General features: G+C 37.5%; 18 protein-coding genes. 6 read left to right on the top strand and 12 right to left on the bottom strand.

The annotated features are described in order from the left end of the window. Window positions 1-3: 3 nt before the first annotated feature. The 12 genes from HS1_RS06345 to HS1_RS06290 form a co-directional block, all read right to left on the bottom strand. The gene (locus HS1_RS06345) at window positions 4-1,275 is read right to left on the bottom strand and encodes an ATP citrate lyase citrate-binding domain-containing protein (protein ID WP_066062512.1); all 1,272 of its coding nucleotides are present in this window, start codon (window positions 1,273-1,275) and stop codon (window positions 4-6) included. 12 nt (window positions 1,276-1,287) lie between these two features. After that, complete coding sequence (locus HS1_RS06340) at window positions 1,288-1,659, bottom strand: CBS domain-containing protein (RefSeq protein WP_066062509.1); 372 nt, start codon at window positions 1,657-1,659, stop codon at window positions 1,288-1,290. 11 nt (window positions 1,660-1,670) lie between these two features. Further along, window positions 1,671-3,608 (bottom strand): aconitate hydratase, encoded by a 1,938-nt coding sequence (locus HS1_RS06335; RefSeq protein WP_066066475.1) that lies wholly within the window; start codon window positions 3,606-3,608, stop codon window positions 1,671-1,673. A gap of 521 nt (window positions 3,609-4,129) precedes the next feature. Next, window positions 4,130-5,929, bottom strand: a complete 1,800-nt coding sequence (locus tag HS1_RS06330) for a TonB-dependent receptor plug domain-containing protein (RefSeq protein ID WP_066062506.1) — start codon at window positions 5,927-5,929, stop codon at window positions 4,130-4,132. Next, the gene (locus tag HS1_RS06325; RefSeq protein WP_066062503.1) at window positions 5,907-6,827 is read right to left on the bottom strand and encodes a biotin--[acetyl-CoA-carboxylase] ligase; all 921 of its coding nucleotides are present in this window, start codon (window positions 6,825-6,827) and stop codon (window positions 5,907-5,909) included. The genes HS1_RS06330 and HS1_RS06325 overlap by 23 nt, the downstream gene beginning before the upstream one ends. Before the next feature lie 113 nt (window positions 6,828-6,940). Continuing rightward, window positions 6,941-8,245 carry an amidohydrolase family protein gene (locus HS1_RS06320; RefSeq protein ID WP_066062500.1) on the bottom strand — a complete coding sequence of 435 codons (1,305 nt, stop codon included), beginning with the start codon at window positions 8,243-8,245 and terminating at the stop codon, window positions 6,941-6,943. Next, window positions 8,246-9,070, bottom strand: coding sequence for a purine-nucleoside phosphorylase (locus HS1_RS06315; protein WP_066062497.1), 825 nt, complete (start codon window positions 9,068-9,070; stop codon window positions 8,246-8,248). Then, window positions 9,070-9,579: a cob(I)yrinic acid a,c-diamide adenosyltransferase gene (cobO, locus tag HS1_RS06310; protein ID WP_066066473.1), complete on the bottom strand. Its 510-nt coding sequence runs from the start codon at window positions 9,577-9,579 to the stop codon at window positions 9,070-9,072. The genes HS1_RS06315 and cobO overlap by 1 nt, the downstream gene beginning before the upstream one ends. 32 nt (window positions 9,580-9,611) lie before the next feature. Continuing rightward, window positions 9,612-10,613, bottom strand: coding sequence for a lipopolysaccharide heptosyltransferase II (gene waaF / locus HS1_RS06305; protein ID WP_066062494.1), 1,002 nt, complete (start codon window positions 10,611-10,613; stop codon window positions 9,612-9,614). After that, window positions 10,586-11,680: a tetraacyldisaccharide 4'-kinase gene (gene lpxK / locus HS1_RS06300; RefSeq protein WP_066062491.1), complete on the bottom strand. Its 1,095-nt coding sequence runs from the start codon at window positions 11,678-11,680 to the stop codon at window positions 10,586-10,588. The genes waaF and lpxK overlap by 28 nt, the downstream gene beginning before the upstream one ends. A gap of 1 nt (window position 11,681) precedes the next feature. Beyond that, window positions 11,682-12,449, bottom strand: coding sequence for an alpha/beta hydrolase family protein (locus HS1_RS06295; protein ID WP_066062488.1), 768 nt, complete (start codon window positions 12,447-12,449; stop codon window positions 11,682-11,684). Then, complete coding sequence (locus HS1_RS06290) at window positions 12,446-13,711, bottom strand: 3-deoxy-D-manno-octulosonic acid transferase (RefSeq protein ID WP_082757674.1); 1,266 nt, start codon at window positions 13,709-13,711, stop codon at window positions 12,446-12,448. Before HS1_RS06290 ends, HS1_RS06295 begins: the two co-directional genes overlap by 4 nt. 673 nt (window positions 13,712-14,384) lie before the next feature. Here HS1_RS06290 and HS1_RS06285 point away from each other — a divergent pair. The 6 genes from HS1_RS06285 (at window position 14,385) to tmcD (ending at window position 25,147) form a co-directional block, all read left to right on the top strand. Next, window positions 14,385-15,350, top strand: a complete 966-nt coding sequence (locus tag HS1_RS06285) for an NAD-dependent epimerase/dehydratase family protein (RefSeq protein ID WP_066062481.1) — start codon at window positions 14,385-14,387, stop codon at window positions 15,348-15,350. Beyond that, window positions 15,341-16,540 carry an aminotransferase class I/II-fold pyridoxal phosphate-dependent enzyme gene (locus tag HS1_RS06280; RefSeq protein WP_156469410.1) on the top strand — a complete coding sequence of 400 codons (1,200 nt, stop codon included), beginning with the start codon at window positions 15,341-15,343 and terminating at the stop codon, window positions 16,538-16,540. Before HS1_RS06285 ends, HS1_RS06280 begins: the two co-directional genes overlap by 10 nt. Beyond that, window positions 16,540-17,661 carry a GNAT family N-acetyltransferase gene (locus tag HS1_RS06275; protein ID WP_066062478.1) on the top strand — a complete coding sequence of 374 codons (1,122 nt, stop codon included), beginning with the start codon at window positions 16,540-16,542 and terminating at the stop codon, window positions 17,659-17,661. The genes HS1_RS06280 and HS1_RS06275 overlap by 1 nt, the downstream gene beginning before the upstream one ends. A gap of 106 nt (window positions 17,662-17,767) precedes the next feature. Beyond that, complete coding sequence (locus HS1_RS06270; protein ID WP_066062475.1) at window positions 17,768-18,772, top strand: tetratricopeptide repeat protein; 1,005 nt, start codon at window positions 17,768-17,770, stop codon at window positions 18,770-18,772. Then, window positions 18,756-23,729 (top strand): DUF6079 family protein, encoded by a 4,974-nt coding sequence (locus HS1_RS06265; protein WP_066062471.1) that lies wholly within the window; start codon window positions 18,756-18,758, stop codon window positions 23,727-23,729. Before HS1_RS06270 ends, HS1_RS06265 begins: the two co-directional genes overlap by 17 nt. A 62-nt stretch (window positions 23,730-23,791) precedes the next feature. Further along, window positions 23,792-25,147: an electron transfer complex subunit TmcD gene (gene tmcD, locus HS1_RS06260; protein WP_066062468.1), complete on the top strand. Its 1,356-nt coding sequence runs from the start codon at window positions 23,792-23,794 to the stop codon at window positions 25,145-25,147. Window positions 25,148-25,183: the final 36 nt, after the last annotated feature.

The following is a 25,183-nucleotide window of genomic DNA, read 5'->3' as shown; positions in this document are numbered from 1 at the left end:
TCCTTAAGCAGCTTTTTCTTCTAAAGCTAACTTCACTACCCTAGTCATATGGGCCTCTGGACCATAGACATCAATGGGCAAACCTAGTCTTTCACAAGCCTCTCTTATCCTGACCAGTCCTTTTTCATAATTGGGGCCACCTCGACGCACATAAATCTTGGCATTAACTGCCTTTAACCTATCCGCATAATCTTCCAATGCCTTGATAATGCCATCAAAGGTCTTGGCCACATCAGTAAAATTGGCAATTCCACCTCCAATAATAAGCACCTTTGGTCTTCCTTCTTTATCGGGTTCTCTAGTCATCAAATCTAAAATGGTCTTGGCATATTCATATGTTTCATCGGTAGTAGGATTACCACTATATTCCCCATAATTTCCCAATTCATGGGCAAAACCCAAATCAGATACAGTATCTGTATAGACTACACTTGCACCACCTCCAGCCACCATGGTCCAGATGCGTCCGTGGGGATTTAAGATGGTAAGCTTTAAAGAAGACCCACTAGCAGCATCCAATTTTTGAATATAACGTTCTTCTGGTCTGTATTTTCGTCCAAAAGGCGTGGGAAATTCAATATCCCCCCATTTTTCCGCACACTCAAAATGGGCTGTGTCATCCAGACGCGCCACTGTATCCAGGGGATAGAGCATATTATCTTTGATAGTGAGGGGGTTAAATTCCAAATAAGTAAAGTGATAATCAGTAAAAAATTGATAAATGTTTATTGCAAATTGAACAAAGCTTTCTTTTTCCACAATACCTTTAGGTAGGTTTTTTCCAATAAGCTTTTTTAAATTTTTCTTGTCTCCTAAAACAGGCACAGATACTTGTTTTACCCTATCCCATATCTCTTCAATTTCTACTCCTCCTTCATCAGACATATAAATTCTATCTCCTTCTCTTTCCATGGTTATGGCCAAATAATACTCACTTTCATGAGGAATAAATGGCTCTATCAAAAAGTGAGTTAACTTATCAGAAATTTTACCAATGGTTACTTCTTTTTCCATTCTTTCCTTAATCCAATCCTTGACTTCCTTTAAAGAAGCATTGACCAATACCAAGCCATGTTTTCCCCTTTTACCAAAGAGTTGATCAGGTTTAACCACTAACTTTTCTTTTTTTAGCCAAGGGTGCTCTTTCTCTACTTCTTTCCATTTTGAATCTGGCGTAATTAACACTGCCTTAAAGGGGTAGTCTAAACCTTTTTCAGAGAAATACTTAGCCAGTAACTTTTTGGCATCATATTCTCTAATAGCCTTTTGTGCCATAATCTTACCTCCTCAAAATGCCTTAAGAATATCTAATAAACTGGCAATGCCTACTAACTTATCTTCTTTTTTTACCAATACCCGGGACACTCCTTTTTCTGCCATAAACTGGGCTACTTTCTTTACGTCCATATCAGAAGAAACATAAACAGCAGGTTCACTCATGATATCCTTTACTTCCACTGTTTCAGGGTCTAAACCTTTGGCAATCACCTTATAGACGACGTCTCTGACAGTAATCATCCCATAAGGTTCATTTTTATCCACCCTTTCTACAATTAAAGAACGAATCTTAAAGTGTTTCATTTTGGAAATTACCCAGGCAATCGCAGTGTTTTCCTCAACTCTCACCAAATCTTTAGTCATTATATCTGTAATCTTCATAATCATTCCTCCTAAGCTTTACCTTTCATGTAGGCCAAAGTCCCACCTGCTAATAATATTTGTTTTTCCCTTTCTGATAATTGATAGGTAACTTCAAACTTTGTGCCCTTGGTCTTATTCTCTACTACTAAATCTTCTCCTGCCTTTATTTTTTCCCTAATACTAGGGATCTCCAATTCATCACCTTGCTCAATGGCGTCATAATCCGCTGGATTTTTAAACAATAAGGGAGCTATACCAAAATTCACTAAATTAGCGGCATGGATTCGTTCAAAGGACTTGCCAATAACAGCCTTTACACCTAAATACATAGGACAAATGGCAGCATGTTCTCTGGATGAACCCTGCCCATAACTCAAACCACTTACAATGACATTGTGTTTCCCCTGTTCTTTATATGTCTTGGCGCGTTTATGAAATTCAGGGTCAATTACTTCAAATACAAACTCGGCATATTTGGGCACATTTGAACGATACTTCATGCGGCTACCCGCAGGAATAATGTGGTCAGTAGTAATTTCATCTCCTACTTTTATAGTGACAACACCCTCTATCTTTTCTGGCATAGGCTCATTTTTAGGTGGTTCCCCAATATTAGGACCGCGGTAAATCTCAATCTTTTCTGGCTCAGAAGCAGGATGGATAAACATAGCATCATCAATTAAAAATTGTTCTGGCATCTCAATCTCAGGATAAGTTATATCCAATGTGCGGGGGTCGGTTATTTGTCCGGTAATTACCGCTGCTGCCGCAGTCTCAGGACTTACTAAATAGACTTGAGCGGTTTTTGTGCCACACCGGCCTAAAAAATTACGATTTATAGTGCGCAGTGAAATTCCGTTACTCCTGGGGGCTTGACTGTTTCCAATACAAAAGCCACAGGCACATTCCGCAATTCTGGCTCCAGCCGCAACTAGCTTATCCAAAGCACCATTTTTAGCCAGCATGCGTAAGACCTGCCTGGAACCTGGTGCCACTACAAAACTGACATCAGGATGGCACTTTTTACCATCCAGGATTTGAGCCACAATCATCAAATCTCGATAAGAAGAATTGGTGCAACTACCAATACAAACTTGATCTACTGAGATCCCTGCTACTTCTTCTACCTTTTTAACATTACCAGGACTATGTGGACAGGCAATGAGCGGAACCAGCTCACTTAAATTAATTTCTACCTCTTTATCATAATGAGCATCTTCATCAGGTGAAAGGGACGTCCAGTTGATCTCTCTGGCCTGTGCCCTTAAAAATTTTCTGGTGTTCTCATCACTGGGAAAAATAGAAAACGTTACTCCACATTCTGCACCCATATTAGTAATAGTGGCCCGTTCAGGCACGGTTAGATACTTGACTCCTTCACCGGTATATTCAAACACGCAACCCACATTGCCTTTTGTGCCAAATATTTCTAACACCTTTAACACTACATCCTTGGCACTTACCCAGGGGGGTAATTTTCCCCTAAGATTCACCCTAATTACTTTAGGACAAACCATACAAAAAGGACCTCCGGCCATGGCTACGGCTACATCCAATCCACCAGCACCAATACCTACCATTCCTACTCCACCTGCGGTGGGGGTGTGACTGTCTGAGCCCAATAGGGTTTCCCCTGGTTTGGCAAAACGTTCTAGGTGCACTTGGTGGCAGATACCATTGCCTGCCCTAGAAAGGATGATGCCATATTTAGCCGCTATGGTTTGAAGATATTTGTGGTCATCAGGATTCTCAAAACCTGCTTGGATAGTGTTGTGGTCAATATAACTCACTGAAAGTTTGGTCTTTACGCGGGGAATACCCATGGCCTCAAACTGTAAATAACACATAGTCCCAGTAGCATCCTGGGTTAGAGTTTGATCTATAGCAATAGCTATTTCCTCACCTGGTTTATACTTCCCTGAAACTAAGTGCGCTTCTAAAATCTTTTGGGTCAATGTCTTTCCCATTTTTATCACCCCTGTTTTTTTAAATTTTAACATAGCTTTTCTCTTAATATCAGATTAAAACAGATAAGTTGTCCTCTCCTCACGGTGGAGTATTAAAAGAGAAACATAAACGGATTAGAAATAAGAAACAAAGGCAAACTAATTTCCCTCTGACCGTTCACAGCCAATGTAGGATATATTATCCTAAAAAAACATCCAGTTACAAAAATTTCTACATTAAGCATAGTGAACATTCCCCAAAAATTAGGCGTTAATCTTTAAAAACATTCCTGCCTGCCGGCAGGCAGGCCTGTCTGCCCCTGCCCGACGGCAGGCGGGCCTGCCCGACGGCAGGCGGGCCTGCCCGCAGGCAGGCGGGGACAGGCAGGTGGGTTTTCTTTTAAAGTTATTACAGTTTTGAGGAGCTTACCTTGTCTTTTTTTCGGAAAGCTTTTAAAAATTCCGGGGAATGTTCAAAAACTTTCCCAAAATCCGCTTTTAATCAGCAAAAAGCTTCTTAAGTGGGCTATAATAAAGTAATTTTAAAATATCTCGATTTCTATCCCTCCCCAAATCCATACATCAGGCATGGGCACCCCACCTATATCTTCATAATCGGCATCTAAAAGATTTTTACCCTCTATGAAAATAGAACACTTTCCATGACTATAATTAAATATCTTTTTAATTTTTATATCTAAAAGAGGATAAGCAGTTTGGTCTAGACGTTTCTGATAAGAAAGAACAAGACTCGTATCCACCTTTCCTGGCCAATGTGAAAGAAAAATAAAATCTGTCTTATGCCTTAAATAGTTCAAATATTTAGCATAAACTTGAGGATTACTACTTTGGTTTAAGTAAGTATAATCAAATCTTAAACTATGTTTATCCCACCAAATAGTGAAATTTAAGCTAAGTCCAAAAGTGTTAACTCTGGTTAAGTTTTCTGCCTGCCAGAACCCTTCTTTCATCACCCAATCAATTATATCTCTTCCCCAGCGGTAAAATATGGTCACTCCTGCTTGCCATTTAGATTTAAAAATATCTATCCCACTTTCTAAATGCCAAGCATGTTCTGCTCTTAAAGCAGGATTACCTATATTGGCTGGAGATTGGTAGTAAAGTTCAGTAAAACTTGGTATGCGGAAGGAACGCCCAGTAGCCCATCTTAATTTTAAATCAGGTCTTAATTTATAAGCAAAGCTTAAGTTATGTGAAAATTCTGTCCCTAAATCTTCAGAATAATGGTCTAGGCGCAAGTCCAAGTTAGTATTTATTTTTTCTAAAGCGGGGCTAAGACTTAAAAAAATACCCTCATGCCAGCGAAAATGACTACCTAAACTATTACTTTTTATATCTTCCCGGGAAAATTCTGTTCCTCCTGCTATTTTTATATTGGCTATTTGCTTATTAAAAGGCAGTCTGAAGTTATAAACATGGGTATGATGGTGATTTTGATAAAAATCAGGATTGTTTCTATCTAAGAAAAAATGGTCATCATGTCTACGATAAATAAAGGCGGGCTGGAAATGAATATTTCCTATTTGAAATTTGGTTTTAGTTAAAAATAATTGAGTTTGGGTGCGCTCCCATTGCCAGGGATATTTAGGAGTATAAAAACTATTTGCCCCAAATCTTTTATCAGAAAATCCCATAAAAATTTGCCAATTTTTGCTGTTAAAAGAAAGGTTACCTAATTTAGTGTCAAAGTCGGTGTTTATGTGATAACCATTACTCAATTGACGTTCCCAATTAAGGCTCAATTGATTATCTTGCCAGGTAGGCGTGGTAAGTCCAATCTTCTCTAGATTATAGTCATACTCCCCATGAGCATATTTTACCTTTATTTTAGGTTTTGTCTGTTTTTTAGTAATAATGTTAATCACTCCACCAAATCCCCCATGTCCGTATAAGGCACTTGCCCCACCTAGGACCACTTCTATACGGTCAATCTCACTCAGAGTTATGGGAATATCACCATGATGATGCCCAGTTTGAGGGTCATTTATAGGCATACCATTTATCAGAAATAACACTTGCTCAAAACTACTTCCCCGCAGGCTAAAATCAGATTGAATACCAGAAATCCCCCGATTGCGGACATCTATACTGCTAAAATATTCCAATAATTCATCCACCGAATGGACAGGTAACTGTCTGATTTCCTCAGCCTCAATAATTTCTATTTCACGTCCAATCTCAGTAGAGGGTTGAGGGAGTCTACTGGCAGTGACTACTATTGGGGGAAGAGATATCTGGGCATAGACATTTGTTAACCAGAAAAAAAAGGGGGTTAACCATAAAATTATAAAAAATGTTTTAACGTAAGTGTATGCAATCACCAGCAACCACTCTTTTTAAACCTTCATCACTAGTTTTTAAAATTAATGCACCATCATTATCAATATCTATAGCCTCTCCTTCTAATATTTTATTTTGAATAATAACCCTTACATGACGCCCAAGTGTAGAAGAAAGCCGTTTCCATCTATTAACAAGCACCTTAGGTTGGTTTAAAAAGGACTGTAATTTTTCTATTTCCTTTATAAGGGGCAAAAATAGCTTCTTTTTAGAAACTTCTTTTCCTAGGATTTCTCTCAAAGAAATAGCACTTTTTATCCTATCAGAGATGTTGTTATTTACATTTATACCAATACCTAAAATAATAAACCTTACTATATCTGCCTCAGCTTCCATTTCAGCTAGGATGCCACAAACTTTTTTTTCATTGATAAGCACATCATTTGGCCATTTAAGCGTAGCGTTTATGTTAAATAACTTCCTTATGGTAATTGCCACAGCCACCCCAGCAAGTAAATTGACCAAATGGGCCTGAGATGGATTTATTGTTGGCTTTAAAATCAAAGAAAAATAAATGCCACCTCTGCCTGAATGCCAGTACCTGCCCCGACGCCCTTTCCCTTTTGTTTGAGTTTCAGCAATAACTATGGCTTCTTCTCCCTTTTGAGCCAACTTTCTGGCCACATCCATAGTGGAAGAAACTTCCTCAAAATAATAGACTTTTTTGTCCAGCTCAGCCAATTCCTCTGGCAAGAGCAAATCAGGTGCAGATATTAACCGATATCCCTTATTTGAAGCCTCTATCACATACCCCTCTTTACGTAGAACCTGAATATGCTTCCACACCCCCACCCTGGAGATACCAAGTCTTTTGCTCAAGGCCTCACCAGAGACAAAATCCTTTTCTTGATAAAGTAAACCTAAAATCCTTTTTCGCATAGTTAACCATTTAGTTAATTTTTGTTAACCTGTCAAGCTGAATTATTTCCCAAATTTTCAACTATTTAGCTGTTCCTGAGTGTGGGAGTTTGAGGCAACTTCACTTCTGCCTTTTAACCAAATTCTCTAGTAATGGCTTTTATCTGACCATAAATTTCTTCTAAGTCTAAATTCTGTATTTTTCGGTTTTCCATTAGCACTTTTCCATTTACAATAGTGGTCAAAACATCCTTCCCGCTAGCAGTATACACAAGATGAGAAACAGGATTATACACAGGTATAAGATGAGGCTGATTAAAGTCTAACACAATCAAATCTGCTTTTTTACCAGGAGTTATAGTCCCAATCTTTTCACCCATTCCCAAGGTCTTAGCCCCTTGTTTTGTGGCCATAGCCAATACCTGCCAGGCAGGCATCAAGGTAGGATTTTCCTGTTTTAATTTGTGCATCTTGGCTGCAGTATCCATCTCTAAGAACATATCTAAGTCATTGTTACTAGCAGGACCGTCAGTGCCTAAACTTACAGTAATGTCCTGAGATAAAAGAGTAGGAATAGGGGCAATGCCAGAGGCCAATTTTAGATTGCTCTCGGGATTGTGAACCACTTTAACTTGATGTTTTTCAATCAGTTCTATATCTAAGTCAGTGAGCCAAACACAATGGTCAGCAATTACTGTTTCATCTAAAATACCAAGATTAGCTAAATGTTGGGGAGGGGTGCAATAAAATTTTTCTTTAGTTTTTTCTACTTCTGTTTTAGTCTCTGCCAGATGGATAACATAAGGAACATTGTATTTTTCACTTATTTTCTTGGCCTGTTTAAGTAACTCAGGACTACAAGTATAGACAGCATGGGGTTCTACAGCAATACTAATAAGGGGATGATTTGACCATTTTTGGATAAGCGTTTCTGTATAAATAAAACCATTTTCAATAGGTCCATAATTAGGAGAGGGAAAATCATAGAGCACCTCCCCTACCACTGCTCTCAATCCTGCCCTATCTGCGGCCTTGGCCACTTCATCAGCAAAAAGATACATGTCACAAAAACAGGTAGTGCCTGACATAATGAGTTCAGCACAACCCAAAAGTGCTCCCCAATAAACCCATTCTGGTTTGAGCTTTTTCTCCAAAGGAAAGATATATTTATTGAGCCAGGTCATTAAGGGTAAATCGTCTGCCAATCCTCTAAATAGAGTCATGGGGATGTGGGTATGGGCATTTATCAAACCAGGCATAATCAAACCATGTTCATAATGGAAATGATTTTTAGGAAAAAATTGGTCTAAAAGTTTTTGCGTTTTTCCTACAGAAACGATGGTGTCTCCTTTGATGCCCACGGCTGTATCTGTCAATATATTTTCATCTTCTAAGGTCAATAAAAACTCAGCAGAAACAAGAATATCTAAATTTTCCATTTATATTTCTAATGATTTAATAAAACAACAAATAAGCTTGGTTAATTTGGTCTCTGCCTTTTGGGCAGTAGCAACCACCTTTTCTATGGGAGCAGGTTGATAATTGTCTGGAAGATTGACATTGGTAATAACTGAAATGGCCAGAACCCGCAAACCATGATGAATAGCGGCAATCACTTCTGGAACAGTAGACATTCCTACGGCATCTGCCCCTATCAATCTCAAAAAACGAGTTTCAGCCGCGGTCTCTAAACTCGGACCAGCCACGGCTACATAAACACCCTTTTGCAATTTTATCCTTTCTTTTAAAGCCACCTTTTCCAATAAATCAATTAATTTTTTATCATAGGGCTCTACCATATCCGGGAAACGCACTCCCCATTCATCTATATTTTGACCACGTAAGGGATTGTCACCCATTAGATTTATGTGGTCCACAATAGCCATTAAATCTGCTTCCCTAAAAAGGGGGTTTAATCCACCAGCGGCATTGGAAATAATCAGGATTTTTGTGCCTATTAAGGCCGCCACCCTAGTGGAAAAACTTACTTCTTGCAAAGAATAGCCTTCATAATAATGCACCCGTCCTTGAAAGGCCATGATATTTTTGCCTTCCAGAGTGCCCAAAATAATCTGTCCTTGGTGACTTGGAGCAGTAGAAACAGGAAAATAAGGAATTTCCCTATAAGGGATAATAATATGAGGGGAAATAACATTAGCTATACCACCTAGGCCTGTTCCCAAAATTATAGCTATCTGAGGTTTAAAATCTGTTTTTCCTTGAATAAACCGGACGGCCTTTTCTACTTTTGCCTTATATTCCATTAAAACTCAATTCCTTTTCTGGCCTTTATTCCCTTATGATAATAATGTTTTACCTCACGCATTTCTGTAACCAAATCAGCTATTTCTATCAACTCTTTAGGGGCATAACGACCCGTTAAAATTATTTCCACACCTTTGAGTCTTTTTTTAAGAAAAGCCACCACTTGTTCAACATTTAAAACACCTAAATGAATGGCTACATTTATTTCATCTAAAATGACTACATCATATTTCCCAGAATTTATGTTATCCATACAGACCTTGAATCCTTTTTCAGCCCTTTTTTTATCTTCAACACTGGGAGTTTTTATAAGCTTTGGTCCTCCGTATGTTTCTATTTTAATTAAGTCTTCAAATCGCTTTAATGCTTCCTGTTCACTACTTTGTTTTTTTAAAAATTGACCGATGAATACCTTTAATCCTGCCCCTGCAGCACGGAGGGCAAGCCCCAGGGCAGCAGTGGTTTTTCCCTTACCATTACCTGTATAAATCTGAATATAACCATACATCATGGGGAAATTATAAGTATTTTTCAAACTTGTCAAGAAAGTAAATCCTGGACTGCATTGAATACTTCTTCAACTTTAATCTGGTGCATACAAATGTGGTCTTTAGGACACTGACGATATTTGCATGGAGCACAGGCTACTTGGTGATAGATAATTTTTGTAGTCTTCCCATAAGGAGCTGTCCTCTTGGGATTTGTGGGTCCAAAGATGGCAATCTGAGGATGTTTTAAAGCGGCTGTCAGGTGCATAAGTCCTGAATCATTGCTAATTACTAACATGGATTTTTTAATAATACTCATTGCCCCAGCTAAGGAAGTAAGACCTGTTAAGTCATAAATCCCCTTTTTATCCTTTGAATATCCCAAGATTTTTTTTGCCATAGGTTTATCTTTTTGACTACCTAATATTAATACCTCTATGGCTGTTTTTTTAATTTCTTTGGCTAATTTGGCAAAATAGAAAGCAGGCCAGCACTTGGCCGATCCGTAAGCTGCCCCAGGGGCAAAAACAATGTAATCTCTTTGCCATTGGTATTTTAATCTTAATCTTTTCTCTTCTTCTTCTCCTTCTGGCAATGTATTCAAAGTGGGAATACAGTGTTTTACTTCATATCCCATACATTTTAAAAGATGAAGATAATAATCAATCTGGTGTAACGCCTCTTGCTCTGGAGGTGGGTAACGCTGGGTGAGTAATAAATCACGTCCATCAGTGGCATATCCTATTCTCTGGGGAATACCACTGAAAAAGGCGCTTAAGGCTGAAGAAAAGGAATTGGGTAACAGGATGCAGGCAGAAAAATATCTTAATTTTAAAAAATACCTAAATAAAGAAAGGATACTGTTAGGATAAATGATGACCTGGTCAATTTTAGAATAGGCCTTAAAGATGGGCCTTAAATGAGGTTTACACCATATCCCAATGTGGGCTTGAGGATAGATATAGCGTAAATTTTCTAAAAAAGGCAAGCCCATAATAGCATCGCCCAGCCAATTGGGAGCCCGCACTAAAATCCTAATTTTCCCTTTATCCATGAAATAAACGCCTCAATTTGATATAAATGCATAGTTATAGAAGGATAAAGAATGGAGCAATTAGCTTCAGTAAATAGGGGAGAAAAAGCTAAGAGCTTCACCATGTCTTTTTCAGTAGTAATCAAGGTATCTATTTTATTTTTTTTAGCAATTTCAATCAAATGTAACACATCTTTTTTAGTATAACGGTGATGGTCAGGATAACTCAAAAAATGAGTAATACCCAAATTTAAATCCTTACAAGTTTGGTAAAAATAAACAGGTTCAGCCAGACCACAAAATGCCAAAAGGCATTTATCAGAAAGGGCAGATAGCTCTATTTCTTTGCCTTGGATAGAAACTATTTTTTCTATCTCTATATCACCTGTAAAGACAGTTAAATCTGGAAATCTCTTTTTTAAAAACTTTTTTAGTTTTTTCCCTTGGTTTTCTTCTTTTACATGGGTAATGACCACTGCCTGGGCACGATTTAAGGCAGAAATAGGCTCACGGAATCTACCCCGAGGTAATAAATGCCCCTTACCAAAAGGACTATGGGCACTGAGGAGCACTATATCTAAATCTCTTTTTAGGGCATAATGCTGAAAGGCATCATCTAAAATAATGATATCTGGTAAAAAATCTTTAAAGACTGACATAATAGCTTGATAACGATTTTTCCCTCTTATTATGGGAATGCCCTTTAGATTTTTTGCTAGGAGATATGCCTCATCACCAGCTTCTAAGGGAGTTAAGAGGGTCTTATAACCATTAGAAACTAAGGGGTGATTTGTTTGACCTTTGTATCCTCTAGTAACTACCATTACTTTCTTGCCCATATTTTTAAAAAGCCTTGCTAAAAACATAGTAAAAGGAGTCTTACCTACTCCTCCCAATACTAGATTTCCAACACTGATAGTATGACAGGGAACTGATTTTTGTTTCAACCATCCTGTTTTATAAAGCCATTGATGAAGCTTTAATCCTAAGAAATAACCTCCACTTAATCCATAGGCAACTGCCTTTAAAAAATGGTAACCAGGCTCATCATGGGTGATTTTATAAAAAAGAGGATAAAAAGAAGCCATTTTAATCTATGGTATTTAAAAAGTCTTTTATTATGTGATACACCTTCCCTTCCAATAAAGAAAAACCATGGGAATAGCCAGCCAAGGCAATAAATTTAAAATTCTTTTTACCTGTATGCCTAAATTGCTCCACCAGCCGTTCACTTTGATTCACAGGCACAATTTCATCTTCAGTGCCATGTAAGAGCAACACTGGTGCTTCAATTTTATAAGCCCCAAAATAAGGAGAACGTTTTTTTAAACAAGTCTCTAATCCTATTTTTGCACATTCCTTTAAGGTGGCCTGAATATAATCCTGCCAATCTGTGTTTAATTGAGTATTTTCCTTTTCAGTATATTCTTTCATGGCTATCAAATCTGTTATTCCATAAGCATCTATAATACCACTTATTTTCTCTTTAGCCCCTGCCATTAAAGCAAGATAGCCCCCATGGCTTTCACCTAAGAGATAAACTTCAGGAATGGATAGAGAATGAGCATACCTAATCCCATTTATTACATCGTCTAGTTCTTTTCCACCAAAACCACTAAAACGGTAATCTATAGAAATTAAGTCATATTCAGGAAAGGCAGGGATATAACGTTCACACATTGCCTTAGCACTTTCAGTGGATGCCTTACCTCCATGAATAAGCACTAAGGCCTTTAAACCATGTGTCTTTTTTAAAAATAAAGAGGTATTTTTATAATCAATATGTATACACTGTTCTTCCATACTAGCTCTTAACAGAAAAAAAAGAATACAACCCAAAAAACAAAACCTATTCATAAATACCTTTCTATGATCCTTAAATATTCCTTTACTATTCCTTGATTATTTGCAATAATTGTTTTTCCCCGTTTACCCATCTTATGAGCCAATTCTGGCTGTTCCAAAAAATTACGGCAAGTGTTAAAAATCTCTTTTTCTTTCACCTGAACGGCTGCTTTCTCCTTAAGCATTTGCTTGGCGATTTCACTAAAGTTAAACATAAAAGGCCCAAAAATAACTGGTTTTCCCCATATTGCAGCCTCTAAAGGATTGTGTCCTCCTATAGGCACCAAACTCCCACCAATAAAAACAAATGCTGCCACTGCATATACACGGGCTAATTCTCCTAGGGTATCCAAGACTATAACTTCCCACTTTCCCTCTTTTTCTTCGGTGCGCCTTTTAGTGCGAAAACCCATATCTATGGCCAATTGAGTTACGGTATCAAAACGCTCAGGATGTCTCGGGGCAATAATAAGACACAGTTCTGGGAAAAATTGCAACAGGGCCTTATGTGTCTTAAGTATAATTTCGTCTTCGCCCTGATGGGTGCTACCTGCAATCCAAACAGGTTGATAGTTTGAAATACCCAGTTCTGCTTTAAGTTGCATAACTAAGGCAGTATTTATTTGGGGAATAGGTTTATCGAATTTAAGGTTGCCCATAATTTTTATTTTTTCTGAAGAAACACCCAAGTGTAAAAAACGTTCAGCATCTTCTGGCCTTTGAACACCTACAAAACTGAGCCTATTTATAGTCTCTGAAAACCAGCTTCTTATCAATTTATAGCGTCGATAAGAACGCTCTGAAATGCGTGCATTCAACAGCAGACAAGGTATTTCTCTTTCCTTAGTGATTTTCAAAAAATTAGGCCAAATATCGGTCTCGGTAAGAACAATGAGTCTGGGATTAATCATCTTAAGATAATAATTTATATTGGAAGGAAAATCCAAAGGGAAATAACCAATTCCGGCAACAGTGTGTTTTAACTGATTAATGGCTATTTTATGACCAGTCATGGTGCTGGCAGTAAAAAAAACAGGCACATCTGGCCAGTGCTGACAAAAACCCTTTACCAAAGGCACTACTGAAAACACCTCTCCCACAGAAAGGGCTTGGAACCAAACAGGTCTTTTTTCTCTCAAGGAAACAGACCAATCTTGTCTTAAGGTTCGCCCTAAACGATAATAAAAATAATATTGCATCTTGGGTTGCCATCTTCTTAAAGGGAGGCTGAGTAAAAGACCAAGCCACAGACTACTATTATAAAGCCACCACATGAAGTAAGTATAGGAAAAGTTATAGGATAAAACAAGGTTTTTAAAATTTGCACCTTTATTTTTTGAAAAAGCCTATTATGAACCTTGGAGGGGTACGTCAAAGTCAGGCCATAAGTAATTTAACAAAAATAAAAAATCCAAATTTCAAAATCCAAATACCAAATGAAATCCAAATGTCTTAATGCCAAAACATTAAATCAGTGAGTAGTGAAATAGTGAGGGAATGAAATAGTCAAATGTAGTGGAATTGGGGTCAAACCTACAAAATATAGTTAAGAAAATAGAAAACGGAAAACAGAAATTCCCAGTTTCCATTTCTAACATGTAAACGTGTCAATGTGTAAACGTGTTAACGCGCATAAAGAAGGAAAAGAAGGAAAGGGAAACGGGAAACAGAAAATAGAAAATAGAAATTCCCAATTCCCAGTTCCTAATTCCCAATTCCAACGTGCTAACGTTCCAATTTAACAGAAGGCAATTTTGCATTTTTCAATTTGCATTCTGCATTGAGCCATCCTGCCTGTCGGCAGACAGGTGCGCTTATCATTTGGATCTCCGTTAAAATTACTTTGACGAAGTCCTGATGAACTTTGGAGTTAATCTTGAAAAATGACATGGAATTAAGTAAACTGCTAGTGTTTAATATCGGCGAACTCCAAGAAAAGGGCCTCTATTGGAACGAATTTTAGTTACAGGAGCTACGGGTTTTGTTGGTAGTCATTTAGTAGAAGGACTTTTAAAGGAAGGCCATGAAGTTTATTGTCTGGTTCGAAACGCACACAATTTAAGGTGGTTACATGGCCTACCTGTAAATTTAATTGTTGGTGATTGCCGGAAAAAAGACTTGAGATTGCCCAAAGTAGATTTCATTTATCACTTGGCAGGTGTGGTTAAAGCCATAAGACCTTCTCTTTTTTATCAAGTTAACTATTTAGGGACGGTAAACTTAATAAATTCAGTATTGAGACAAAAGTTACCTCTAAAGGCCTTTGTATTTGTTTCCACATTGGCCGTAAATGGCCAGAAAACGGAAGTAATTACTCCAAATGACCCTCCCTATCCTCAGACTCATTATGCCAGAAGTAAATGGCTAGCTGAGCAGACATTGGCAAAATTCAAAGAGGTAATACCAATTATAATCTTTAGACCAACAGTCATTTATGGTCCAAGAGATAAAGAACTCCTGAGTTATTTCCAGGTTATCAAACAAGGTTTTGCCCCTATTTTAAACCCAGATGGTATTTTGAGTTTTTGTTATGTAGTAGATGTAGTGCAAGCCCTCATGAAAGTTCTGGAAAATGACCTACCTTCAGGCAAGGTATTCCTTCTCTCTGATGGGAAGGCATATACCTGGCAAGGGGTTATAAATACTATTTCTGAGATTCTGGATAAAAGGCCCTTTGTGATAAAAGTGCCTAAACTTTTAACCTATTTTTTTGCTATGGGTGCTGAGTTTTATAGTCATTTTTTTAAAAAACCGTTAATTTTTTCTAGAAATAAATTAAAAGAGGTCTTTCAAAAAACTTGGTTTTGTGATATTTCAGAAACTCAAGATTTATTGAATTATAAACCTCAATACAGTCTGGCCAAAGGCATGACTTTGACATTGAGGTGGTATCAAATACATGGATGGTTATAATTATGAAAACAGATATTTTTTCTAAGTGTTTTGATTTTTACCATCAATTGGAGGCAGTAAAAAAAGCAGAACAATATTTTTATTTCCGCACTATTTCTTCTATTCAGGGCCCAGAGGTAAATATCAACGGAAGAAGGTTTATTATGTTGGGTTCAAATAACTACTTGGGCCTGACTGAAGACCAAAGGGTTAAAGAGGCAGCCATTAAGGCCATTAAAAAATATGGAACAGGTTGTGCAGGGAGCCGTTTGTTGAATGGCACTATCGACTTACACGAAGACTTGGAGGCCCAAATTGCCGAATTTTTCAAAAAGGAAGCCAGCATTGTATTTGCTACTGGTATGCAGACTAATCTAGGCTGTATTCAAGCATTAGTGACCCAAGATTGTGTAGCTATTTTAGATAAATTTGACCATGCAAGTATCATTGATGGCTGTCGTCTCGCTTCTGGCTGTTTCAAACGTTATCCTCATAATGATATGCAGAGTTTAGAACGTCTATTACAATGTGAGCCTGAAAAACCAAAGTTAATTATTGTAGATGGAGTTTTTAGTATGGAAGGAGATTTGACCAATCTCCCCGGGATAGTTGATTTAAGTAAACAATATGGTGTCAGGATTATGTTAGATGATGCTCATGGAATCGGAGTAATGGGGAAAAATGGTAGAGGGACAGCAGAACATTTTGGTCTTGAAGAAGAAACAGATATCATCATGGGCACTTTTAGCAAATCCTTAGCTACTATTGGAGGTTTTATAGCTGCCAAAAGAGAGGTAATAGAATATGTAAAACATGTAGGTAGGGCATTACTATTTAGTGCTAGTTTGGCTCCTCCTTTGGCCGCTGCTGCTAGTATGGCATTTAAGATAATAAAAACAGAACCAGAGAGAAGAAAAAAGCTCTGGGATAACGCCCACTTTTGGGCAGAGGGTTTGAAAACTTTGGGTTTTGATACAGGATATAGCACTACTCCCATTGTGCCTGTGATTATTGGTAATACAGACAAGACATTTGAAATGTGTCGTTATCTAGAAGAAAATGGAGTTTTTGTTAGTCCGGTTGTGCCTCCAGCAGTTCCTCCTGGAAGGGCCTTATTGCGCACCAGTGTGATGGCTACCCATACTCAAAAACAATTGGAGAGGGCATTAGAGGCATTTGCTCAAGCAGGACGCAAGGCAGGCATTATTTAATGATAGAAATAAAAAAAGTTGTCACAAATCGCCAATGGCAAGAATTTTTGCATCTTCCCTGGAAGATTTATCAAAATGACCCTTATTGGGTGCCTCCCTCATTAGAAGAGACTGATTTCTTATTAAATCCTAAAAAAAATCCTTTTTATAAACATGCTAAGCGGGAATTGTTTCTGGCCTATAAAAATGGCCAAGTAGTGGGGAGAATTGTCAGTATTATTGATGAAAATTATAATAGTTATCATCAGGCAAAAATAGGCTGGTTTGGTTTTTTTGAAACAATTCCTGACTTATCTGTGGTCAAAGCGCTTTTAAACACTGCAAAAACATGGATTAAAACCCAAGGAATGGCTCAAATTTATGGCCCGGTAAATCCCTCTACTAATGAGACTTGCGGTATCCTAATAGATGATTTTAAAGACCCTCCTTGTGTGATGATGACTTATAATCCCCCTTATTATCCCGAATTATTGGAGCAAGCTGGTCTTAAAAAAATAAAGGATTTACTAGCTTACGAAATTTCTTTACCTTTCAGAGATGGCATTATGGCTAGATTAGGGAAGATGGCTATACGTTTACAAAATAGATATCCAGATGTGAAGATAAGACCTATAAATATAAAAAATTGGGATGAAGAATTAAAACGGGTTCAAGAAGTTTATAATCATGCCTGGTCCAGAAACTGGGGCTTTGTGCCTATGACAGATGCCGAAATTCATAAAATGGCTGAACGTTTGAAACCTTTGGTAATCCCAGAATTGGTCTGGCTAGCAGAAGTTAAAACTGAACCGGTAGGTTTTTTAATGTTTCTGCCTGATTATTTTCAGGTTTTAAAACATTTAAATGGGAGCTTGTCTTCTTTGGGGTGGCTGAAATTCTTATGGTATCGCCGAAAAATTACTAGAATAAGGGCAGTAACTTTGGGTATCAAAAGACAATACCAGCATACAGGAATTGTGCCTCTGTTTCTTTTTGAAGCAGGGAAGGCCTTGAGGAAGTTCTCTTATCAAAGACTGGAATTTTCTTGGTTATTAGAAGATAACATACCTGTCATCCGCATGACAGAAATGATACACGCTCACCTTACAAAGCGTTATCGGATATATGGAACCAAGGTGTGAGATTAATAATCCTTACCTGAAATGAGACACCACCTCTGGCTTTATCATTCTGATTAAGGATTCTGGATATATTTCTCCTCCCTAAAATCTATGCTAAAATATTTTTATGGAAAAAGAACAGTTTGCTACTATCAAAAGGCTTATTCAAACTGACACTATTAAAGCAGAGGAGGAAATTTTAGAACTTCTAAATCAAGAACCTGAAAATCTGAAATACAAACTCCTTTGGGTAGAATTGTTATTAAAAAAAAAGGCCATTGAAAGGGCAGAAAAGATATGTAAAGAAGTATTGGAGAAATGGCCTACGGAAAGGCAAGCGCTTCAATTAAAAGGACGGATTTTGTTAGCCAAGGGAAATAAAAAATCAGCTCAGGAGGCCTGTGAAATATTTCAGTATCTATTTCAACAATCTCCTAGTCAAATTTTACTTTACTGGTTGCTTCAAGCTCATTTAAAGGCCAAACAGCCACAAAAGGCATGGCAGTTGTTACAAAATGTACCTTTTCACATTCAAGACAATTTTCATATTCGCCGTCTTCAGGCAGTGATTTTGACCAGATTAAAAAAGTATCAAGAGGCCCTAAAAGTCTATGAGTTGCTTTTAAAAGAAAATCCTAAGGATGCCCAATTAAAAAGACAGGTGCTTTTAATAAAAAGATATATAAAAGGGAATGCTGATTGGGAAAGGGAAATACAAGTTATCGCTGGTATGCCTTTTGCCCAAAAAGATGTAAATTTATTGCTTACTCAAGCCCAGATGGCACGGCAACACAATAAACTTTATGAGGCCATTAACCTCTATGAAAGGGTGTTAAAGATAGAACCTCAAAATAAAGAAGCCACGTTAAATTTGGGTTTTACCTTGATTAAGTGTGAAGCACCTGAACTTATAAATAAAGGTATAGAAATACTAAGACAATTTTTCTTACAAGACCCCTATTTTCATCCAGTAAGGAGTGCATTATTTTCTGCCTATCAACGTCAGGGGCGAGTAGATGCTTTGCTTTCCACCTTGGAAGAGGCCTTGCAACGCCATCCAGAAAAGGTGAAAATATATGGCTGGATAAAAAGGTATCAAAAATTAGTGGAGACTCATGCAACAGATAGCTGATTTAATCACCCTGCCAGAAATTAAGACTGTAATTTATCTAAAACAGGCCTTAGAACCCGGGGGAGAAGCATTACAAACTGATTTGGTGTTTACCCAGGAAGTAAATCGGGCCTTTCAGGCCATTTTTGCCAGTTTGGCTGAAGAAAAAGGAAAAGGTTTTTTTATTGAGGGGGGTTATGGAAGTGGCAAGTCACATTTTTTAGCCTGCCTTTATCTTTATCTTAAGTCTCAAACTACACCACCAGTGCCCAATTTACCTAAAGTCAAAGGACCATGGTTGGTTATTCCCATTTCCCTTTTAGATTATGGTAATGAATTCCGTTTACAAGAAATCGTATTAGAAACCATAAATAATGATTTGGAAAGTTGTTTTCATAAAGGACTATTACCACCTAATTTTATGGCGGAGTTAGAAAGGCTTTTAGAAAATAATAAAGATACCTTAAATGAACTTGCCAAACAGCTAAATATTTCTAAAAAAGAACTTTTTACTTTCAAATACTGGCCCCATCTACATCAATTATTTCAAAAATTGAATTTACCCTATCGTCCTGTATTAGACCGTGAGGTGTTATTAAAACAACTTAAGCAGGTATTGAAGGAAGAGGGTTATAAAGGGGCAATATTATTAGTAGATGAATTATCTGAATTTTTAAAGTCAAAACCCACTATTCCTGCCTTTCAAGAAGATATCCGCTTTCTCCAGTTTTTAGGTGAAGCGGCCCAAGATATTCCTTTATGGATTATTGCTGCTTTACAAGAGAAATTGGAAACCACTGGAGATATTCCCCAAGATGCCTTTGCCAAAATTAAAGATAGATACCCTGTGCGTTTATTATTTGCTGGAGCTCACATAGAAGAGATTGTAAGTGAACGTTTGGTAAAAAAGCGACTCCAGGCCAAGGCATACCTGGAAGAACTATATGAATATTTTAAACAGACATTTAATTATTTACCTTTTGATTGGGAACAATGGTTTAAGCTTTATCCTGTCCATCCTTTGACCATCCAACTTTTACATGAATTAAGGGGATTATTCTCTCAACACCGCGGAGCAATTGATTTTGTATATAGCCGCTTAAAAGGAGACACTAAAAGGCACATTCCCTCTTTATTGAATGCCCCACCCTCTACTTTACTTTCTCCTACCCTTATATTTGACCATTTTTCAGATAGGCTTCGTGAAACTTTGGAAACCAATCCATACTATGAAAAGGTTTATGGGCTTTATAAACAGCTTATTCCTGGCCTATTTCCTGAGCCTGAGACTCAAAAAGTTGCCCTTTCTCTAATAAAACTCCTGATTCTATTAGCAGTTTCACCTATAAAACATCACCCTACCGTAAAAGAACTTACTCTGGCTATTTTACATCCCTTTACTGATTTAGACCCTATACTTAATTTTCGTTTTATCCATGATATCCTTAACCAGTTAATTCAAAAAGGGGCCTATCTCAGACATGAGCCAGGTAAAGAATTTCTAGAAGATAAGTTTTACTTAGATTTAGAAGAAGATACACAATTTATCATCCGTGCTCGATTTCGCCAATTAAAACAGGCTATCTTACCAGGTGATGAAAGGATTTACCAATTTAATTATCAACATGCAGTTTCTTCTCCCATTCCCTTTAAAGAGTTAAGCAAGACAGGAAAAATAGATGTAAATATTATCTGGCAAAACACCCGCAGAGAAGGCCAAATTCATTTTGTCACCCTAGAAAAATTTTTGGATTCATTAACAAAGATAGAACCTCACTCCGACTTCCATCTGTTTATCCTTAGTTTACCTCTTAAGGAAGAAGTCAGCTTGCCTCCTTTGCCCCCGGGCGTAGGGGTATGGATTCCAGAAAAGGTAAATGAACTCTATTTAGAAGAGGCCTTTATTTATGGACAATTGTTAGAGCGTTATCAAACCGATACCACGGCTAAAGGGAAAAAATTGCAAAAGGTAGTTACTACCCTTTATCAACATGCTATTGAGCAGTCCACACAAGAACTTACTTGGGCATATCGTCAAGGTAGTCTTTACTTCAGTCAAAAGGAGGCCACTCAAGTAGTTATTTTGGATGCCAGTAGTTGGCTTCGTCTCTTAGAAGGAATAGGGGCCTTTATTTTAGAAAAAAGATACCCTTTACATCACCTTATTGCTCCCCATACCCTACCTCCTCCTTTCTTTCAAAGACAACAATTGGCAAATGCCCTTATTATTCCAGGAGAAATTACCTTAAAACGCGAAGAAAGGGGATTAAAACTATTGATAGAAGGAATTGTCCGTCCTCTGGGTATCCTAAAGAAAATACCTGGGGGTTATCAAGTAGTAATAGAAGAAACCAGAGCACCCTTAATAAAACACATTTTAGAAGCCTTTCAAACAAAAGACCGCTGGTCTACTAAAGAATTATTTGAATATTTACATTGGGGAAAATTTGGGCTATGTGAAGAACAATATACACTTTTACTCTTGGCCTTAATTCATAGTGGCCTGTTAATGCCTTATCACCAAGATAAAAGGTTATCACCTACCAGGATAAACCTTTCTAGTTTGAATAAAGTTGATACCATAGAATTAACTCCAACTCTTTCCTCAGAAGAATTAAATTTACTCTCTAAGGTGCCCTTCTTGCCCCAGAAGTTTCAAGGACAAAGATTGACTGTAACTCAGCAGGAAACCCTATGGCAAACATTAATAGAATTTAAAAAGAATACAAAGTTCCAATTACAAGCTATAAAAACATTTTTAAATAAATTTCATTCTCATCCTATTTTTGCCTTTTCAGATTTGAATCTGGCCCAGGAAACATTACAACAATTAGAACAGCTATTAGAGGCCATAAAAGGCTCTTTAACTGCTACTTCTGGACTTAAACGGTTCTGTGAAACATTGAGAGAAATAAGTTTTATAGATATCCTTTGGGCACGTTTTCAGGCCATACATGAATTTTATGAAAAGAGAGAAAAAACCTGCTTTATTTATGAATACTTACATCATCCTGACTTGCATTTACTACCAGATGACCATGGATTAAAAGCCCATTATAAAGAAGTTGCTGAGATATTTAAAAAAAATTTATTGTTTAATCCATCTGCATTATTGAGCTTAGAAGAACACTTTAGTGATTTTCACAAGGCGTATACCCAAGTCTATAAGGAAAAACATAATTCATATTTAACACCTGAGCGTTTCAATGATTATTTTAAGCTACAACAAGAACCAGATTATAAGTTATTAAAACTTTGGTCTAGCCTGCCTGTATTGCCAGCCAGGGCCTATTTGGAAAAAATAGAAAAAAAACTAAATAAGGTGTTAAAACAACTATGTCAGGCAGATGTGGAGGCATGCTTAGCTGAGAGTCCCGTATGTGCCTGTGGTTGGAAATTAGGGCAGGAGGTGGATTTACCTTCTATTTCTATATTAAAAAACCAGATACAAGAAGGCATTAATGCCTCCATGCAAGCCTTACAATCCCCTCCATTGAATAACCGCTTGGAGACTTACATTAAGGCTCTTAAAGAAATTGGGAATAAAGAAAAGGCAAACCAACTAGCTAGTTTTTTAAAAAAGAAGGGAGAAGTAGAAGAATTGCTTGCCATTACTCCAGAACTTAAAAATGCCCTTTTGCAGGGAATCACTGTGGTGGAAAGAAACTTGGACACCCTTATCACTCGCTTACAAGGCCAAAATCTGCCTAAGAGCAAACTTGAAACTATTTTTAAAGACTGGTTAGAAGGAAGGGAAGGATTGCCACCAGATGCTTATGTCAAGGTAACTGTCTCTACAACGGGTGTTCCACCTGCCTTAGAACTGGCCTTAAGAGAATTAGAACCGGGTTTTATCCCTTTAGCTCAGAAGTGGAAGGAACGTTTTTTTTCTTTCCTGGTATTTCTTGCTTGGTGTCACTTTCATAAATTGCCTCTATCTTTAGCAGGAGAATTAGCCAGGATTCCAGAAACAGAATGGCAGGATAGACAACCTAGCCTCTTAAAGCTCACCTTAAGGCTTTCTGAAGAAGAGGCATTCAAACAATGGGCAGAGAGGATAGAAGACGAGGACTTATTATGGCAACACTTGCGTTTTTATCAACCAAATCTTTCATTTTCTTTGGAGAGAGAAAGGCTTTTCCCTCAACTAAAAAGTCGTATATTAGCTTATCTTTTAGAAAAACAGGAGGAGTTTTCTATCTCTAATTTGGATGAAGAGACCAAAAAACTGGTTTTGAGTTATCAGAAACTATTATCTTTAATAAAGACATCTGTAGATGATTATTCTACTAAAGAAGCCTGGGAAGGATTTTTAAAAGAAAAATTAGGACACATGGAATGGATGTTGGGAGAAGTAATGACTAGCAATCTTCCCCACACTTTAAAGCAGTCTTTTTTAAAACAACTTACTGATTGGAATAAAACCCTGGATAAAAAATTTAAGCAATTTTATGAACAACAAAAATATGCACCTCTAACCTTACCTCCAAAAGGAGTAGCTATTTTATTAGATGGACTGCGTTGGGACTTATGGATGGTCTTTAAAAAACAGCTTTTACCTTCTTTAGGGTATAAAATAGAAAAAGAAGGTTTTTATTGGGCCCAGGCCCCAACAGATACCTTCACTCAATTAACTGCTTTAAATCTAGAGATTTATTCAGAAAATCTTTCACCTGGTTTACATTTACTAAAAAAAGATGCCTTAAAAATCTTTAAAATAGATTTAATTGACACCTATATTCATCAAACACACTTATTTCCTCATCAGATAATAAATGAGATGATAACCCAATTAAAGCCCATTTTAAAACCTCTATTAAAAGGCAATAAAAATGTTTTTTTATTTTCAGACCATGGTTTCAGAATGAAAATGACCTCTGTCTTAAGGCCATCTTATAAACAACCTCTTTATGTCCATGGTGGTGTTTCACCTCAAGAGGTAATAGTGCCCTGGGCAAGTTTTATAAAAAACAAGTAAAAAATTACTTGACTATTTTTTTAGATTTGTTTAAATAGAATAAAAATAAAGGAGGGGGTGTTATGTTTGATATAAAAACCTGGAATGCGGTGAGTGCTGCTGTCCACTCCTGTGTATGCCGAAGTATTATGCCTAATATAAAGAACTGGGATTGGGAAACGAAGGAAAAATGTATCACAGATATAAATGAATGGATATCAAAATTTCCTCAGGTACATGAGCTGGTAGTGAGTAATGATGGCGAAAAAATCGCAGCAGCGGTGAAGACAGAAGATGAAGAAATAACTATTTGTGTCAACGGAGAGACTTGGGAAGAAACGTTTGAAAAAGTCTGGTCAGTAAAATTTAGCCCTGACGATCGTTTAACAGCCTTGGTTTGTGCAGATGATGAGTGGACACTGGCTATAGATGGAAATCCTTGGGAAAATAAGTTTGAGTATGTATGGGATACTACATTCAGCGCTGATGGCAAAAGCATTGCAATCAAGGCAAGGAGTGAGGGAAAATACAAGGTAGTAGTAAATGACCAGCCTTGGGAAAATGACTTTTTAGAGATGAGAGATATGGTTATCAGTCCTGATGGACGAAACACAGCAGCGGCAGTGCAGATAGAGGCCATGCCTGAAGGAGATATTTTTAAATTTGAAGAAGGTCTCTGGACAGTAGCCGTCAATGGGAAGCCTTGGCCCAAAAAATTCCAAAATGTTTGGGGGTTAGATTTTAGTTCTGACAGCGCTCATGTAGCAGCAGAGGTAAGAATTGACCCCGAGCATAATACTATTGCTATAGACGGAAAACCCTGGTCAGAGGCTTATAGCTGGACATGGGGACCTAAGTTTAAGCCAAATAGCCACAGAGTGACGGCTCCTGTGCAGAAAGGCAAATGGTCTTTAGCTATAGATGGAGAAATTATCTGGCCTGCTATATTTAAACAACTTTGGCATCAGGTTTTTAGCCCTGATGAAGTTTCTATTGCTGCGGTAGTCGCCCTGAAAAATGGGAAATGGACTATTGCTGTAGATGGTAAGCCATGGAATACTACCGTAAATGGGGCTGTGGTAGAGCCTGTCTTTAGCCCTAATGGAAAAAAGATTGCGGCTATAGTAAAATTAGATGAACCTGTGGTAGAATTAAAGCCCTACCGAGTATGGAGTATTGTAGTAGATGACTATATCTGGCCTGAGTGGTTTGATATGGTCTGGGACCCTGTCTTCAGTCCTGATGGAGAAAATGTTGCTACTAAGGTAGAAAGAAATCACAAATATACCTGGGCCATAAATGGAAAGGTCTGGAATAAAGAATTTGATGCGATATGGCCACCAATCTTTAGTCCTGATGGAAATAAGATGCTCTTAAGATGCATTGAAAATGGAAAATATTATCGGCGTATTATTTCTGTAAGTGAAATATTGGGTTAATTTTATTGACAATGTATAGACCAAATGTTAAACATA

This window comes from Candidatus Desulfofervidus auxilii (assembly GCF_001577525.1).
GTDB lineage: Bacteria > Desulfobacterota > Desulfofervidia > Desulfofervidales > Desulfofervidaceae > Desulfofervidus > Desulfofervidus auxilii.
This window is presented reverse-complemented; position numbering and strand designations above follow the sequence as displayed.